Raw genomic sequence first — 14,922 nt, 5'->3', positions numbered from 1 at the left:
CACGCGCTTCGGTTTATTCTTTCAACTGATCTGGCTCTCGTTGAGGCTGTTGTTCAGCTGATGTCATGCTGCTTTCTAAAGGTCTGTGATAGAGATCCTCCGGCCATTCCTCTAACGTTTTCCCAAGGATACGTCCCGCGAGATCTCGCAAATCGTTTGGTGACACTGCCCCAGCCTGAATAAATGGTGTCAGAACCTTGGCAATCTCTAATGGGTCTCTAAAGTCAGGACCATTTAATAGGAAACGGACATGCCAAATATCAAGATCCGGCAGGAAAAGGGTATTGAGTTTCCCTGTGATGAGATGCCGTTCAGGCTGAAATACCTGTTCTTCTGTTGTTTTCCGCGCCGTATCGGCTGTCGCTTTGTTATAGTCTTGAGACTCACCTGTGTAAATAGGCGGCAATCGAAAAGCAGAGCGGATTTTGTTTCTTGTTTTTTCATCGTATTCTAAAAAGAGGGCATCTTCTTGCAAGATCTCTGCTAGGGATTTGAAGTTCACTTTGACATTTGAGACATCTTCTTCTCCAGTTAATCCTTTTTCCGTCGGGAGACCTTCGACTTCAAGCAATAGAAACTTATGTGCATGATCAGAGCCTTCAATATCGTCCATATAATCTTGAAGCTGCTGATAGGAAGACTCAGACAGCATTCCATTTTCGACAATGAGGGCACCAGGTACATGCCGCCCTTGTTTAAAATAAAGGTAGTTCAGCTCTTCTGCCTTGCGTGCCCCATACATATTGACGATGTTGCCAATCCAGCGGGGAATCCCATACGTTCCACTGCCGATTTTAAAATGAATCACTTCTGTTGCGCGAAGCGGCTCTGGGGTGGTGTCATCGTATTTGCCTGTTTCACAATGTAAAATGCGCGGATCGCCGTACTCCTTGAAGAAGACTTTCTTTTCATTGATCACCTGCACATATTTACGGAATCGCTTCTTTCGATTCATTGTTTTCAATTCGCCGTTTTCTGTATACCGAAATTCGACGTCGACTGGCTCACTCAGCTTGCAAATGCGGATATGGAGCGCATCTAAATACTCAATTCCTGCCGGCTTTCCCTGGCCATCTCGGAGAACTTCTAAAAAACCATTCCCCGTTTTCTCCCGGTCTTCGATGACATAGCCAAGCACCACATCAGCAGACTCATCATAGTTCATGTATTTCGTAAACTCTTCAAGTCTTGTCCATTCCTTCTCTGCCGCCTTCTTTTTTGCCGGTTTCACGCCTTCTGCATTAAAGTCAAAGGCATATTCTATACCAAATCCAAAGCCTAAAATATTGGTCTTATACGCATCAATACATTGCTGAAGAATGGTTGAATATTCTGCCATGCTTTTTAATTCATTGATATTGTAAGGCGGGGGAACAATGTCATCCTTTTCGTAGGAAAATTCATCTGCATACATTTGTTTTGTATGATCAGACATGTTTGCCTTCATAATGGTTGCTTTCAATTGTTTCATTGTATGGACCTCCTCTCTCTGTTTGGACGGACACGCTCCGAGGCAGTCTGTTTCAAATCTGTCACTTCATAATCATCCAGCGCATACCAGATGGCTGATAATGTGTGTGGATCGATTTGAAATTCATCTTCCTCTAGACGTCCATCCTTATCTGCCTTATAGGTTAGTGATTGAAGTTCATAGATGGTATATGGACATGCATCAGAACAAATAATTTTCTTAAACCGTTTGATCTTTTTTGTATACTGTAAACGTGAGCCTTGGAACTTATGTGCCGCCACCATTTGAAAGCCGCGCTGCCGAAAATAGTGAATGGTTTTAGGTTCGGCTGCATCGGCTTTAATCAGTTCTTTTGATTCAATGAACTCTTTCAAGTCAAGGGCTGTTTCATCATCTGTTTTCCCGCGGTCGTAATATTCCCAATAAATATATAAGTACTTTTTTTCATGATCGACAGCTAGTCGAATGAGCGCATTGTATGATTCAACAAATCCAAAATCCATGCCTGCTCGTTTCAGCGGTCTGTCAATCTGCTGAATGGCTTCTAATACATCAGAATGGCTTCTCACCTCAAACTGAGGAAAAACCTTTGTGCCATTAATGCCGAAATATCCCTTCCTCGCAATGCGATAGAGGTCTGGGTCATACTCTTTCAGCTCATCCAGCTGCTTCACGTAGCTTTTAGGAAGGAATAGATTATCTTCTGCCGTGGAGTGATGATAGTACGTATCCTTGATAACAACAGTTCGCTTTTTGTATAAGGTTTCATCATCTAAAACAAAACGCTTCAGCTGTTCATCTCGAAAAAAATGTCGGTACGTCCAATTATCCTGACCAACAGGATTGGTCGATAACATCATATAAAGCGGTAAGGATGGATGCCTTAGCCTTCCAAGCAGCTCTTTAAAGCCTTCATAAGAAACCTCTGAACATTCCTCAATCCAAATGATCGAGATGTTGTTGATTGATTTCAATTTTTCAGGTTTGTCCAGCCCTTTAAATAAGATGCTGCTGCCATTTCGAAACGTCAGTGCAAGCGGCGAACTTCGGCACTTCACCACATGGTCGATGCCGAGGTCGCTGACGATCTCTTGTAATAAAGAAAAGGTTGATTCGCGGTGCGTATCATACACTTCTCGAATGACAAGTGCTGTCCGCTTTTCTTCCAGCAGCTTTAAGACGAGTTTTAAAGCAATGTGATAGCTTTTAGAGGAGCCATAGCCTCCAACTAAAAATTGAAACTTTTGATTCCAATCGAATAGAAAGTGTTCAAAGTGAGGATTGACTTCTTTTTCAATCAATGGCGTCATGAGTCGTCCTCTTTTCGCTTGATCATGATTTGAAGATCTTCCTCTTTTTCTTCACGCACTGCTTTTTTTGTTTTTTCGATCGTCAGTTCAATTTGTTTCAGCCTTAATCTTCGTTCATCCTTCGCATGTGCGAGCTCTTCAAACTGTTTTATTAAACGCCTGAGTTCACCCATAGCACGGGATTGTGCATTTAAAAACGTCGCATGCCGATCCCATGAAAATTGAAACGAATATTCTTCTGAGGTGATGTCTAGTTCTGGCTGAATGCCTTCTCCTGTTTCTTCTAATGAAGAAGGCATGTATGCCGCCTTTTTCAACTCTTTGATCATGTCCTCTTGATCTGCTACATACATGATTCGCTGCGCCCGAATAATGGCTGCATATTGAATTTGAATTTGATCCCAGATTAAATCAAGCGATGTGCGTCCATCCATTTTCTCCATGATTTCAATCGTTTCATCTGAAAGAAATTGATTGAAGATCGAGTGTGCTTGCTTTGACGAAGTTTTTTGTCTTTGCCATCCGTATCGCCTTTTCCACGATTTGACGGTATGGATCGAGACATTGTAATGATCAGCAATTTGCTGGTACGTCATCCCCTTCATATAATCCTGCTTGGCCTCTATCCGTTTATCTTTCATTTACATTCACCTGCCGCCTCCTTTTAATTCGAATGATTCCCTTTGAAGGAATCATTTGTGTAGGGCTAGCAAACATTCGTTTGGTCTTTCTAACTATAGGTGGCAACTGTAAGACAAGCTTTAGCTGATTTATTTTGGATAGAAAAAACGCCTATTCAGCAGCTCTGAATAGGCGTTCTTGTACTTTTTTGGACATCTTCGTCCGCGCTCTTTCCATATGTTTTTGCACAGTTCCTTTTTTGACATCCAGCATGACCGCAATCTCGCTAAACGATAATCCTTGTGTTGTATGCATAAAGAATACGTCCTTTTCTCGATCTGTTAAAACAGACAAAGCTTCATCAATTCGTTTTTTGTCTCTCTCACTGACTTCTCTTTCTTTCTCTTGAATAAGGGTATATTCATGTGATAAAGCCTCTAACACTTCTGGATTTGCAAGAATGGTGCGCTGATAGACTGAACGTCTGTCTAACCCTCTGCGCGCACCTGGCTCTCTTCCGATTTGTAGCCATTCTACTACGTATTCTAGATCGCTCACCATACTGGCGATCATTTTTTTATCATGCTTGTCTTGAACGGACAGCTGATGTTCTTCTTTTTCTTTAAATGGTTCATATTGTTTTCTAGCATTTTTTAATGCTCTTTTATATTCAATGAGTAAATCTTGCATATTGGCTCTCTCCCTTTTTTAAGAAAATAAAAAACGGACACCAATCAGGTCCCCTTTTAGCAGGGTCTTGATCAGTGTCCGCAGGCTTTCCGTCTTGGACGTATTATGATTTGATGTGTTTAGTCTGTTAGCTGATTTTAAAACCAATCTCGTGATCTACTCTTGCAAAATGACCTTTTGCCGTTTGAATAATGGTTTTTCCATGTTCAGGTACATCCATTTGATAAGCCGTTCCTACATTTCCATCTAACACGATGACTTGAATTTTTCCTTTTTCCATCTCACCGACAAATGTTTGGTTATCTTGAATGAATAGTTGTTTTGGCTCGTTCATATGCTTGTCTCCTTTTTTGGTGATGGCCTCGTGCCACCACCTACCGTATTGATAATGATTTCAACTCTTTCACACATACTATAAAACTGGGAAACTCTTAAATCGACAATCTGCAGAGGGACTTGATCGGCTATAGAATGAAGTGCTTCTTGAATATGCTGTAGACTTGGCTGTAAGATGCTGACGTGTATCGGGCGTATCAACCCTTTTTCTGCGTATGTACGCTTTTTTTGGCAGTCAGCAATGTCAAGCGGCATGTGATCAAATAAACGAATTTCAAGTGATAGTGCGCCTTCTAATTTTTGCGGGCATTGTACTTTTGCAGCTGATCGTATTCTTTTCATCAATGTCTCTTTTGTTAACAAATGTTCATGTTCAATGATTAAATGGATGACCATGTTATGATCTCCCGTCATCCTCTGCCCACTGGCGGATGTCTTGTTCGTTTTTACTCGCTTTGAGCAAGCATTTCAAAAATGTCATGATTTGCTTCCATCGTTTCACGTCGCCCTGATTCCTCCTTTTTTGTCATCGACTTAGCTTTCAGGAGGGTCATATATGTCTCTTTCTCTTCTGCTGTGGCAAAAACAAACATCGGTTTCTGTTGATAAAAGGCGATCCAGCCGCCAGCTTGGTCTAAACAAAGCTGCGCTTCTTTTCTAGCATCAAACATCAACTGATGTCTCATCTTCTTCAGATCCCTCCAAACTGTCCTCAATTTCTGTTTGGTATCCATATCGTTTCATGTCATATGACCAGTAGCTTTTTGGATAACCAAAGTCACTCATCTGTGTCACCATTGGATGTTCAATATTCATTCTGCTCGTCTCCCCTTTTCTAAGAACTGATCTCCTTCTAGAGAATTACTCTTTTTGTGTAACTTTTGACCAAAAAAAAGCTCTTGAACACCGGTATTCAGCAGATCTGCAATATGCTTTGCTATTTCTAAGCTTGGCTTCGTTCTGCCCATTTCTATATTCGCATAACCACTTGTGTACTTATAACCTAATTTTTTCGCCATATAGGTTTGTGTTTTTCCTTGCAACATGCGCTCTTCTCGTAAATTTTCAAGTTTCATCTTTCCACCTCTTACTCAATATGTGTAACTTATATTCATTATGATAATATACACAAAACGAGTAAGTCAACCATATTTTTATTCTTTTTGTGTATTTATTTATCTTTTCCGTGTAATTCATGATAAAATTTACTCATAACATGAAAAAAGGTGTTTCTGATGGATAATTTGACTGGGAAGATTTTAACTGAATTAAGAGAGAAGCATGGATGGAGCAAGTCAACAGTTGCTAAAAAACTCGGATTAAAGGCGATGTCCACTTATGCAAACTGGGAATATGGCTTGAGAAAGCCCGACGGTGAAATGATTGTGAAAATTGCTGAGTTATATGGGGTCTCAACCGATTATCTTCTCACAGGTAAGGACAAAGGCAGACACGATGATGATCTTGCAGACGATCCTGATTTGCAAATTGCGTTTAAAGCCGCCTCAGATTTTTCCGAAGAAGCACGAAGACAAACCATCGATTTTATTAACTACATTAGAGAGAAAGAGAAGAAAAAAGGCCGTCAGCCAAAACAGCAAGACGACCATTGATCACTCTTTCATCTGCTTTACATTGCTGGGGTGAACCCAGCTTTTTTTATACCTCTTTTTTCCCTTAAAAAAGAAAGAGCATATGAATAAAAAATCATGCGTTTTTTTTATATCATGTCTTTCCCGACATAATATGTGACAATTTTCACCATAATTACTCTTTTTCCACATATTTAAATTGACATATAATTCTATTAATATTAATATATGTATATACCAAAAAAGGAGTGTTACCGATGAAAAAATTCATGAAAATCTGTACATTGTCTTTAGCTGCTTTAGGTGCTCTTACGTTCTCTCAAACTGAAGGTGCTCATGCAGCTGCACAGCCAAAAGAACCAGTCATAGCAAAAGCTCCTATTATGAATAAAGTAATTACAGTGAACCGTACGCTTTCTGTAGGTTCTTCAATCGCCGTCTCTCTTCCAGCCAGCCAAATTTCTGTGTCGGGTGCAACGTATGCGATTCAATTGGATCAAACGGCTCCAAACTTCACTTGGATTCGTGCCGTACAACGCGGTTCAGTAACCGTTTCTTACTATAATTCACAAGGTGAGCTTGTCATTAACTATATTACGGTTCGATAAGTAATCTAGCTTTACATATCTGAAGGCGATGACATGGAGTCATCGCCTTTTGGTGTTTAAAGTTGATTTCATCTGATTCGTGATTGCCAATACCTCTCTAATATGTTAACTTTTAATGAAAATAAGTTAACATATTAAAGGAGGCATTAATGATGAAAGAGCAACTGTCTTTGTCTTGGGCAGCTATAGCGGAGAAGGCCATGAAAAATGAACCGATCACGGTGCAAGAGGGTTTAGACATTCTTGAAGCTGACGATAGTGAATTGTTACCTATTATGCATGCAGCCTATCAAGTACGATTTCATTTTTTTCAAAAAAAGGTGAAATTAAATATGATTTTTAACGCAAAAAGTGGATATTGCCCTGAGAACTGTGGATATTGTTCACAGTCGATGATTTCAAAAGCACCGGTTGAAAGATATACAATGCTTGATCAAAAAACCATTGTGGCAGGGGCGCGTGAGGCTCTCAAAAGAAAAGCCGGGACTTATTGTATTGTGGCAAGCGGGAGAGCGCCTTCTCATAGGGAATTAGATGAAGTTACAGCAGCAGTAAAGGAAATCACTGAAACGATGCCTTTGAAGGTGTGTGCCTGTCTTGGGTTATTAAATCAAGACAAAGCGAAGCGGCTGAAGGAAGCAGGTGTTCATCGGTATAATCACAATATCAATACACATCATGAACATCATGCTCACATTACGACAACCCATACATACGATGACCGCGTGTCGACCATTGAGCAGGTCAAACAGTCTGGCATGTCACCATGCTCAGGGGTCATTATTGGAATGGGTGAAACCAATCAGCAAATCGTTGAAATGGCTTTTGCGCTTAGAGCACTAGATGCGGACTCAATTCCAGTCAACTTTCTTCATGCCATTGAAGGAACACCGCTTGAGCATCAAGAACGGACACATCCGATCAAAGCATTGAAAGTGCTGGCAATGATGAGATTTGTCAATCCAACAAAGGAAATTCGGGTATCCGGAGGCAGAGAGTTTAATTTACGGACACTCCAGCCACTCGCACTTTATGCGGCAAATTCGATTTTCGTTGGTGATTATTTAACAACAAAAGGCCAGCAAGTTCAAACGGATCATCACATCATTGAAGATTTAGGGTTTGAAATAGAAGAATGTGCGTTATAAAAAAAGTCTGCCGATTCACCGGCAGACTTCTAAGATTAGAATCTTTTATGAAAATCGACAGTTCCGCTTCCATCTTCTCGGTCAAAGCTGCCAACAAACGTCCAGTTAATATATCCACCGTCACCATTGTTGACAAACGTACCATCTTCAAATACCCAAATACCAAACGTAATACCGTCATATTCAACACTATCATAGTAGACAACATTGTTCAGACCGCTAAAGTCGTGATCTTGGCTTAAATTTTGGACAACTACGTTGTAGTTTTGACCTGCTTCATAGAACGCACTGTATGCCGCGTTTTTTACGAATCCATCACGATTTTGAGATGATTTTACTGCTTGTTCAATTTTATCGGCAATGGCTACTGGATCAATTGAGACACTTCCATCAACACCTGTTGTTGTAGCAGCTTCAGCCGTTTGACCAAAAGTCGTAAGAGATAGAGGGGCAGCAATCATTGACGTAGCGATGACAGAACCAACAAACATTTTACTTGTTTTTCTCATTATTTCTAACTCCTCCTTTAATTGGTATGTTTATGTACTACCCCTTTCTCTATCTCTTAAACACTAATTTATGAAAAAAATTCTTATTCTACCAATTAAGAGGGTGTTTTTACTGTTTAATTAGGCGAAATAACAAAAAACTACTCTTTATAAAAGAGTAGTTTACAGTATTACATGAACAGGATAAATAAAATCACACCTAGGATAATTCGGTATATCGCAAAAGGCACCAGTTTGATTTTATTGATCAGTTTTAGGAAGAATCGAACAACAAAGAGAGCCACAACAAACGCACTCACAAAGCCGACGATAAAGAATGGCAGCATGTCTGTTGTTAAATATTCGGCATTTTTCACAAGGGTTAACAAGCTTGCTCCCGCCATAATCGGCATCGCCATGATAAATGTAAAGTCTGCCGCAGCACGGTGATTCAAACCAAGAATAACCCCGCCTGCGATCGTCGAACCTGAGCGCGAGAAGCCTGGCCATAATGCCAAACATTGAAACAGTCCAATATAAAGCGCCTGTCTGTACGTCATGTTATCGACAGAGCTTGTTTCTGTTTTCCGTTTATTGATCCAGTCAGCGACAAGCATCAGCACTGCCCCTAAAATCAAACCGACAGCGACCGTTCTGACGTCAAATAAGTATTTATCAATATAATCTTCAAATAAGAATCCTAAAATGACGGCTGGAACAAGTCCAACAGCAATTTGGGCGATGGTCAGCTTATGCCCGCTGCGCTTTTGTTCTTCGGTGATATTTTTCTTTAAGCCCAATAAGTTTAAAATACGATCTTTAAACACGATCATGACCGCTAAAATAGAGCCTAACTGAATCACGACTTTAAATGTGTTAGCCGCTTCTGGTGTAATAATTTCCTTTGATTTTAGCCAAAGATCATCGACAATGATCATGTGACCTGTAGATGAAACAGGTGCGTACTCTGTTAATCCTTCGACAATTCCTAAAACCAGTGCCACGAATAAATCCCATAGATTCATGATTTTCTTTCCTTTCAATTCTGATCTTTTGAACACGCCAAACATCTATGTCCACATAAAGACAAGCTTCCTTTATCGAAAGCTCGTCTTTATGATACTATATTTTTTTCAAAAAAAGATTATGACATCAAACCTTTTCTTCTTTATACAAATTGGATCGCATTTTGAACCAATCAAACAAGTGGGTTGTGATAACCTTCAGAACGGCATACGTCGGAATAGCGACAATAATGCCGATTACGCTGAATAATTTACCAGCTGTTAATAGAACAAAAATAATCGTAATTGGGTGAATATGAAGGTTTTTCCCCATCACCTGAGGAGAAATAAATTTCCCTTCAATGAGCTGAACAACTGTCCAAACAATGATAAGTTTTAACAGCATCACTGGAGATGTCACAAGGGCAATCACAATCGCTGGTGTAATCGCAATTGTTGGACCAAGGTAAGGCACTACGCTTGTACATGCCGCAATGATAGCGAGCAGCAGCGCATAGTCAAGTCCAATGATCATATAACCGATTAACAGAAGAACACCGATGCAGAAGCTGACAATAATCTGTCCGCGAATATACGAGCTCAGACGGTGGTTCATTTCGTGAAGCACGATATGTGTATGTTCTCTCATTTTATTTGGAATGAATTTCAAGAAATAGTCAGGCAGCTTTTTGCCGTCTTTTAATAGATAAAACAGAATGAACGGCACCGTCACGATCGAGATGATAACTTCTGTGAGCGCCCCTAAGAATGTTCCTACACCAGTAAAGGTGCTTTCCAAAATCTTCGTCGCTTGACTAGATGCTTTACTTACCAATTCAGACACGTTAAAGTTCATCGTTTTTTGCACTTGATTAATAAAGTTACTTCCTGTTAATTGTCTAATTTGATCTTCTACCGTATCGACGTATTTCGGAAGATTATGAAATAGACTCATGGTTTGAGCTTGTAAAAAAGGAATAATAGACACGATGGTCACTGTAATAATCCCAATAATGACAATATATAAAAGCAAAATGGAATAGATCCGCTTGATTCTTGCTTTCTCTAACAAGTTGACAATTGGATTTAATAAATAATACACGACCCCCGTTAAAATAATCGGTAAGGCAATGGTTTTGACGAGTACAATGAGCGGTGTGAAAATAAATGATGTTTTCATGAAAACAAGGATATTCAATCCGATTAATAACAGGACGAGTAAAAAGAGAACAAACTTGTTATCAAGAAAAAATTTTCTAAATCGACTGCTCCACATTTGCATAGAATTCATATTGTTCCTCCAAACACGGGCTATTTTAGGAGTAAATTGTACACTACTTGATCATGATATGGTGGTTATTGTTTCAGCTTTTTTCCCATTTTGCAATAGACATCGCCCATACAATGAGAATCGGTTGTCCAATAAGTCTTATCCATAGCAAAGCTTGTTCTGTCTTTTCTTGACCCGGAAATGGTATTCCCTCACGAGCGGCAAATAAGTTTGCAGGGAAAATGAGTACAAGATAGACAGCAATGGATTTTGCCGCTGCAATCCTGACATTTGGCAAAAGCAGCAGCACGGCCAGCAGCCATTCAATACATGCAGTCACATAGACCATTACATATGGAAATGGCCAGCCTGGCATCATGCGAGCAAAGCCGCCTGGCTCTATTACATGAAAAATACCAGCCGCTATGAATAAAAGCGCAAAGGTGTATGTACTTCCTATATGCAGGACGCGCTTCATGTTTCCTCCTCTCCCTTCTATCCTGAGTATTACCCGAAGAAGGAAGAAACTACCCACTTTTCGTACATTTATATCCTTTATGTAAGACGCATCAGCCTATATAAAGGTTTCATCCGCTTTTCAATAAAAAGAATATTCTTTCATACAAACGCTTTCAAAGCATGTATAATCAGAGGAAAGCAGAAGGAGGGAATAACATGATTCGATTTGCTGTCATCGGAACGAACTGGATTACAGATCGGTTCTTACAAGCTGGTGAAGGAATCGCTGATTTTACATGTACAGCCGTCTATTCACGATCCGCTGAAAAAGGACAGGCCTTTGCCGAAAAATACGGAATTGAGACGGTTTTTACGAACTTACAACAAATGGCGGAAAGTGATGCGTTCGATGCCGTGTATATTGCGAGTCCAAATGCCATTCATAAAGAGCAAGCCATGTTGATGATGGAGCATCAAAAGCATGTTTTATGCGAAAAGCCATTCGCCTCTCATCGAAAAGAAGTGGAAGAAATGATTGCCGCAGCGAAAAAACATCAAGTGTGTTTGATGGAAGCGATGAAAACGACATTTCTGCCAAACTTTCTGCAAATCAAACAGCACCTTGATCAGCTTGGACCTATCAGGCAAGTGGTCGCGCATTACTGTAAATATTCCTCAAGATACGATGCCTATCGAAATGGCGAGCTTCCAAATGCCTTTAAGCCGGAGTTATCCAATGGTTCTTTAATGGATATCGGGGTGTACCTCGTTTACCCAGTCATATCCTTATTTGGTCTGCCGAATCAAATCACCGCGAGAGGCTATAAGCTTCCTTCTGGTGTGGATGGGAATGGTTCAGTCCTTTTACAGTATGACGGGCATCAAGCACTTCTTTTTCATTCTAAAATTTCAACGTCTCATTTATCGGCTGAAATTCAAGGCGAGGATGCCACGATGGTGATTGATCAATTCCACCGGCCTTCACGAATCACGATACATGACCGTGACGGACATCAAACTGACATCTCGCTCAAAGATGATCAGCCAGCTATGTCTTATGAAATCAATCATTTTATTGAATGTATTCAGCAGGGAATGGGGCAGTCGCCAGTCAATACATTTGCGCTATCTGTTCAAACCATGTCCGTCATGGACGAAGCGAGAAGACAAATGGGCGTAATGTATCCTGCCGACAGACAAAATGTATAGGGAATGAAATGATGAAAAAAGGGCGAATTATTTTTTGGTTCGCCCTTTTTTTTTACGTTTCGTATCAGTCGCTTATTTTGCCGCTAACACATCCGCAAATGCTTTCACATACGGCGGAAGGTCCGGCGGACGTCTGCTGGAGATGAGGTGGCCATCTGTGACGACCGCCTCATCGAACCAGTCCGCACCGGCATTTGTCATATCATCTTTAATACCAGGTGTACTTGTCACTTGTCTGCCTTTCAGGATTCCTGCTGAAATCAGCACCCAGCCGGCATGGCAAATCTGCCCGATTGGTTTTGCCTTCGCATCAAATGTACGGACGATGTCTAATACTTCTGGATAGCGGCGCAGTTTATCAGGCGCCCATCCACCAGGGACAAGCACAGCATCATAATCATCAGCTTGAATGGAATAAAAATCTGCATCAGATACCGCCGGCACACCATACTTTCCGATGTACTCATGATTTGCTTTTTCACCTACAAGATGGACAGTCGCCCCTTCTTCTCTTAAACGCAGAACCGGATACCACAGCTCTAAATCTTCAAAATCATCACTGACAAACGCAATGACCTTCTTATCTAATAAGCGCATACTATCTCTCCTCTTTTTTCAATTTCCTCTATTGTACGAGATGATCTCTTAAAAAGAAAAGCGGTTCCCCTCGAGGAGAACCACTTGACCTTATTCACTGATCTTGAATTTTTTAATTAAATCGCGTAATTCTTCCGCCATTTGGGAAAGAGTCGTGGATGAAGAACTAATCTCCTCCATCGAAGCAAGCTGTTCTTCTGCTGAAGCTGCGATATCTTGGATGCTTGCTGAACTCTCTCTTGATACATCTGCAATTTCATTCACTGCTTTAGAAATTTGTTCAGATCCTTTCGACAGCTCGCGCACTGTTGTATTCATTTCATTCATTCTTGCTGCTATTTCCGCTGTTTGCTCATTTATTTGTGAGAAGCTTTCTTTCGTTTGATCTGTAATAGTAAGACCGTTCTTTACTTCTTCATTCACTGCTTTGAACATATTTTGAGATGTTTCAATTTCAGAGACGATTTCATTCACAAGCTTTTCAATCTCTTTTGCTGAATCTGATGATTGAACCGCTAGTTTACGCACTTCTTCCGCAACAACAGAGAAGCCTCTACCTGACTCGCCTGCACGTGCTGCTTCAATAGCGGCGTTTAGTGCAAGTAAATTCGTTTGATCCGCTATGCCGTTAATCACGCCTAGGATGTTTGTGATATCTTTTGATTTATGCTCTAGTCCGTTGATCACGCCTTCAGCTTCTTTCACTGAATGGTCAATCGTCTTCATTTGGCCGACAGTTTGCTCCACAAGCTGACCGCCTGTTTCTGCAACTGTTTTTGATTGAACAGATGACGATGTGATGACATCAGACGTTTCGGCAACTTCGTTCAGTCCTTCATTCATTTGTTTTAAATGAACTGCGCTTTGCTCCACCATTTCACTTTGATTTTCATTGCCGTTTGAGAATGTTTCAATAGACGATGTAATATGTTCGGTTGCTTTTGTTGTTTGACCTGCACTTGCCGTCAATTCTTCAGATGATGAAGCGACATTTTCAACAGATGTTTGTACAGCTTGAATGACATCTCTTAGAGACTCACTCATTTCATTAAAGCTTGTGCCAAGCTGTCCAATTTCATCTTTTGACCTGACATCAATTTTTTCTGTCAAATCTCCCTGACTGATCTTCTTCGAAGAAGAGACAAGAGTGGAAAGTGGTTTTGTAATGGAACGGATGATAAAGAAGATCAGAATTCCACCTATAATAAGCGCGCCGGCTAAAATGATGGCGGCCATATTAAAGACTGGCTGTGCAGCATCTTCTACTTCACTGACAAACATCGTACCGGCAATTTTCCAGCCAGTCGCCTTGTTTGTGGTGAACTCCATTTGCTTTTCTTTCCCTTCAAACATATAACTCATAGACCCTTTATCTTGTGAATACAGCTTTTCTAACCATTCATCACCAGATAATTTGGTTCCAGCTTTTTTCTTTGGATGTGCCACATATGTGCGATCTGGACTTGAAATAAAGGCATAGCCTTGTTTCCCAATATTAATGCTATTGGACTCTTTTACTAGATTCGCAATGTCTAGGTTCATCGCAATAACGCCTGATCCATCCTCTAGTTTTTTAGAGATTGTGACCACAAGCGTACCGGTCGAAGCCGTTGCATATGGTGCTGAAACAGACAGCTCACCGTTTTTCGCCCAGCCGTCTTTATACCAATCCCGCTCAGTTGCGACATAACCTGCAGGCATTTTTTTATTAGGATATCTTGAAAACACTTTGCCGTCACTTGAAGCGACAAAAATGCCTTCTGTGTCATCATTCATACTCATAAACTGCTCAAAGCGTCCTTGAATTTCGGTCGTTCCTTTTTGCTTGAGCTTTTTCTCCGTGATCCATTTGCTAAAGAAATCGGCTGCGTCTGTTTTCACTTTTACAACCTTCGTAATATTTTTATCTAGCTGCTCTACATTTTCCTTTGCGCTTTGCATAATTTGATCATTTAAGGAGGTGCTTGCCGTATGATATGAAGAGAATGCCAATACGATGATTGGGCATAAAAGAATAAATAAGAAAGAGAATACGAGCTTTTTTGATATAGATGGCTTTCTGAAATACTGTATGAATTTCATAAAAAAGAAAACTCCTTTTAGTAAGATAGTATATATA

General features: G+C 40.5%; 19 protein-coding genes. 4 read left to right on the top strand and 15 right to left on the bottom strand.

Features of this window, described 5'->3' with window-relative positions; genetic code table 11:
• Positions 1-13: 13 nt before the first annotated feature.
• From C9414_RS04460 to C9414_RS04425, 9 genes are all read right to left on the bottom strand, one after another.
• The gene (locus C9414_RS04460) at positions 14-1,471 is read right to left on the bottom strand and encodes a phage portal protein (protein ID WP_107163136.1); all 1,458 of its coding nucleotides are present in this window, start codon (positions 1,469-1,471) and stop codon (positions 14-16) included.
• Entirely contained in the window at positions 1,468-2,769 is a 1,302-nt protein-coding gene (locus tag C9414_RS04455) for a PBSX family phage terminase large subunit (protein WP_162253746.1), read from the bottom strand. The genes C9414_RS04460 and C9414_RS04455 overlap by 4 nt, the downstream gene beginning before the upstream one ends.
• 8 nt (positions 2,770-2,777) lie before the next feature.
• Positions 2,778-3,422: a phage terminase small subunit gene (gene terS / locus C9414_RS04450; RefSeq protein WP_024423266.1), complete on the bottom strand. Its 645-nt coding sequence runs from the start codon at positions 3,420-3,422 to the stop codon at positions 2,778-2,780.
• Positions 3,423-3,573: 151 nt separating this feature from the next.
• Positions 3,574-4,092 (bottom strand): sigma-70 family RNA polymerase sigma factor, encoded by a 519-nt coding sequence (locus C9414_RS04445; RefSeq protein ID WP_039181011.1) that lies wholly within the window; start codon positions 4,090-4,092, stop codon positions 3,574-3,576.
• A 127-nt stretch (positions 4,093-4,219) separates the two neighbouring features.
• On the bottom strand, positions 4,220-4,372 hold the full coding sequence (locus tag C9414_RS04440) for an XtrA/YqaO family protein (protein WP_371412189.1): 153 nt from the start codon (positions 4,370-4,372) through the stop codon (positions 4,220-4,222).
• A gap of 50 nt (positions 4,373-4,422) precedes the next feature.
• Positions 4,423-4,824 (bottom strand): RusA family crossover junction endodeoxyribonuclease, encoded by a 402-nt coding sequence (locus C9414_RS04435; protein WP_041088550.1) that lies wholly within the window; start codon positions 4,822-4,824, stop codon positions 4,423-4,425.
• A gap of 50 nt (positions 4,825-4,874) precedes the next feature.
• On the bottom strand, positions 4,875-5,114 hold the full coding sequence (locus C9414_RS04430) for a hypothetical protein (RefSeq protein WP_107163135.1): 240 nt from the start codon (positions 5,112-5,114) through the stop codon (positions 4,875-4,877).
• Positions 5,092-5,244, bottom strand: a complete 153-nt coding sequence (locus C9414_RS20125) for a hypothetical protein (RefSeq protein WP_181286102.1) — start codon at positions 5,242-5,244, stop codon at positions 5,092-5,094. Before C9414_RS20125 ends, C9414_RS04430 begins: the two co-directional genes overlap by 23 nt.
• Positions 5,241-5,504 carry a helix-turn-helix transcriptional regulator gene (locus C9414_RS04425; protein WP_047203975.1) on the bottom strand — a complete coding sequence of 88 codons (264 nt, stop codon included), beginning with the start codon at positions 5,502-5,504 and terminating at the stop codon, positions 5,241-5,243. The genes C9414_RS20125 and C9414_RS04425 overlap by 4 nt, the downstream gene beginning before the upstream one ends.
• Positions 5,505-5,663: 159 nt before the next feature.
• Here C9414_RS04425 and C9414_RS04420 point away from each other — a divergent pair, with 159 nt between their 5' ends.
• From C9414_RS04420 to bioB, 3 genes are all read left to right on the top strand, one after another.
• On the top strand, positions 5,664-6,041 hold the full coding sequence (locus tag C9414_RS04420; RefSeq protein ID WP_047203974.1) for a helix-turn-helix domain-containing protein: 378 nt from the start codon (positions 5,664-5,666) through the stop codon (positions 6,039-6,041).
• Between the two features lie 236 nt (positions 6,042-6,277).
• The gene (locus C9414_RS04415) at positions 6,278-6,628 is read left to right on the top strand and encodes a hypothetical protein (RefSeq protein ID WP_047203973.1); all 351 of its coding nucleotides are present in this window, start codon (positions 6,278-6,280) and stop codon (positions 6,626-6,628) included.
• Positions 6,629-6,780: 152 nt separating this feature from the next.
• Positions 6,781-7,776 (top strand): biotin synthase BioB, encoded by a 996-nt coding sequence (gene bioB, locus C9414_RS04410; protein ID WP_047203972.1) that lies wholly within the window; start codon positions 6,781-6,783, stop codon positions 7,774-7,776.
• A gap of 35 nt (positions 7,777-7,811) precedes the next feature.
• Here bioB and C9414_RS04405 read toward each other — a convergent pair whose 3' ends face one another.
• The 4 genes from C9414_RS04405 to C9414_RS04390 form a co-directional block, all read right to left on the bottom strand.
• The gene (locus C9414_RS04405; RefSeq protein ID WP_024423274.1) at positions 7,812-8,285 is read right to left on the bottom strand and encodes a hypothetical protein; all 474 of its coding nucleotides are present in this window, start codon (positions 8,283-8,285) and stop codon (positions 7,812-7,814) included.
• Between the two features lie 170 nt (positions 8,286-8,455).
• A complete protein-coding gene (locus C9414_RS04400) occupies positions 8,456-9,289 on the bottom strand; it encodes an undecaprenyl-diphosphate phosphatase (protein ID WP_039183288.1) in 834 nt (277 codons plus the stop codon).
• A 127-nt stretch (positions 9,290-9,416) separates the two neighbouring features.
• On the bottom strand, positions 9,417-10,559 hold the full coding sequence (locus C9414_RS04395; protein WP_041088540.1) for an AI-2E family transporter: 1,143 nt from the start codon (positions 10,557-10,559) through the stop codon (positions 9,417-9,419).
• 73 nt (positions 10,560-10,632) lie between these two features.
• Positions 10,633-11,016 (bottom strand): DoxX family protein, encoded by a 384-nt coding sequence (locus C9414_RS04390; RefSeq protein WP_047203971.1) that lies wholly within the window; start codon positions 11,014-11,016, stop codon positions 10,633-10,635.
• 197 nt (positions 11,017-11,213) lie between these two features.
• Between C9414_RS04390 and C9414_RS04385 the strand changes: the two genes are divergently transcribed.
• Complete coding sequence (locus C9414_RS04385; RefSeq protein ID WP_107163134.1) at positions 11,214-12,206, top strand: Gfo/Idh/MocA family protein; 993 nt, start codon at positions 11,214-11,216, stop codon at positions 12,204-12,206.
• A gap of 72 nt (positions 12,207-12,278) precedes the next feature.
• Here the strand turns inward: C9414_RS04385 and C9414_RS04380 are convergent, their stop codons facing one another.
• Positions 12,279-12,803 carry a type 1 glutamine amidotransferase domain-containing protein gene (locus C9414_RS04380; RefSeq protein ID WP_039181039.1) on the bottom strand — a complete coding sequence of 175 codons (525 nt, stop codon included), beginning with the start codon at positions 12,801-12,803 and terminating at the stop codon, positions 12,279-12,281.
• A gap of 90 nt (positions 12,804-12,893) precedes the next feature.
• Positions 12,894-14,885 carry a methyl-accepting chemotaxis protein gene (locus C9414_RS04375; protein WP_107163133.1) on the bottom strand — a complete coding sequence of 664 codons (1,992 nt, stop codon included), beginning with the start codon at positions 14,883-14,885 and terminating at the stop codon, positions 12,894-12,896.
• Positions 14,886-14,922 lie beyond the last annotated feature (37 nt).

It is taken from the genome of Bacillus sp. Nf3, assembly GCF_003028545.1.
Taxonomy (GTDB): Bacteria; Bacillota; Bacilli; order Bacillales; family Bacillaceae; genus Bacillus; species Bacillus safensis.
The sequence above is the reverse complement of the archived record's forward strand: the minus strand, read 5'-3'. Positions and strand labels throughout refer to the sequence as shown.

Excerpts from the sequence above, each read along its gene's own strand:
- C9414_RS04460 (WP_107163136.1), bottom strand. The coding sequence starts at position 1,471 with ATGAAACAATTGAAAGCAACCATTATGAAGGCAAACATGTCTGATCAT.
- terS (WP_024423266.1), bottom strand. The coding sequence starts at position 3,422 with ATGAAAGATAAACGGATAGAGGCCAAGCAGGATTATATGAAGGGGATG.
- C9414_RS04445 (WP_039181011.1), bottom strand. The coding sequence starts at position 4,092 with ATGCAAGATTTACTCATTGAATATAAAAGAGCATTAAAAAATGCTAGA.
- C9414_RS04440 (WP_371412189.1), bottom strand. The coding sequence starts at position 4,372 with ATGGAAAAAGGAAAAATTCAAGTCATCGTGTTAGATGGAAATGTAGGA.
- C9414_RS04435 (WP_041088550.1), bottom strand. The coding sequence starts at position 4,824 with ATGGTCATCCATTTAATCATTGAACATGAACATTTGTTAACAAAAGAG.
- C9414_RS04430 (WP_107163135.1), bottom strand. The coding sequence starts at position 5,114 with ATGAGACATCAGTTGATGTTTGATGCTAGAAAAGAAGCGCAGCTTTGT.
- C9414_RS20125 (WP_181286102.1), bottom strand. The coding sequence starts at position 5,244 with ATGAATATTGAACATCCAATGGTGACACAGATGAGTGACTTTGGTTAT.
- C9414_RS04425 (WP_047203975.1), bottom strand. The coding sequence starts at position 5,504 with ATGAAACTTGAAAATTTACGAGAAGAGCGCATGTTGCAAGGAAAAACA.
- C9414_RS04420 (WP_047203974.1), top strand. The coding sequence starts at position 5,664 with ATGGATAATTTGACTGGGAAGATTTTAACTGAATTAAGAGAGAAGCAT.
- C9414_RS04415 (WP_047203973.1), top strand. The coding sequence starts at position 6,278 with ATGAAAAAATTCATGAAAATCTGTACATTGTCTTTAGCTGCTTTAGGT.
- bioB (WP_047203972.1), top strand. The coding sequence starts at position 6,781 with ATGAAAGAGCAACTGTCTTTGTCTTGGGCAGCTATAGCGGAGAAGGCC.
- C9414_RS04405 (WP_024423274.1), bottom strand. The coding sequence starts at position 8,285 with ATGAGAAAAACAAGTAAAATGTTTGTTGGTTCTGTCATCGCTACGTCA.
- C9414_RS04400 (WP_039183288.1), bottom strand. The coding sequence starts at position 9,289 with ATGAATCTATGGGATTTATTCGTGGCACTGGTTTTAGGAATTGTCGAA.
- C9414_RS04395 (WP_041088540.1), bottom strand. The coding sequence starts at position 10,559 with ATGAATTCTATGCAAATGTGGAGCAGTCGATTTAGAAAATTTTTTCTT.
- C9414_RS04390 (WP_047203971.1), bottom strand. The coding sequence starts at position 11,016 with ATGAAGCGCGTCCTGCATATAGGAAGTACATACACCTTTGCGCTTTTA.
- C9414_RS04385 (WP_107163134.1), top strand. The coding sequence starts at position 11,214 with ATGATTCGATTTGCTGTCATCGGAACGAACTGGATTACAGATCGGTTC.
- C9414_RS04380 (WP_039181039.1), bottom strand. The coding sequence starts at position 12,803 with ATGCGCTTATTAGATAAGAAGGTCATTGCGTTTGTCAGTGATGATTTT.
- C9414_RS04375 (WP_107163133.1), bottom strand. The coding sequence starts at position 14,885 with ATGAAATTCATACAGTATTTCAGAAAGCCATCTATATCAAAAAAGCTC.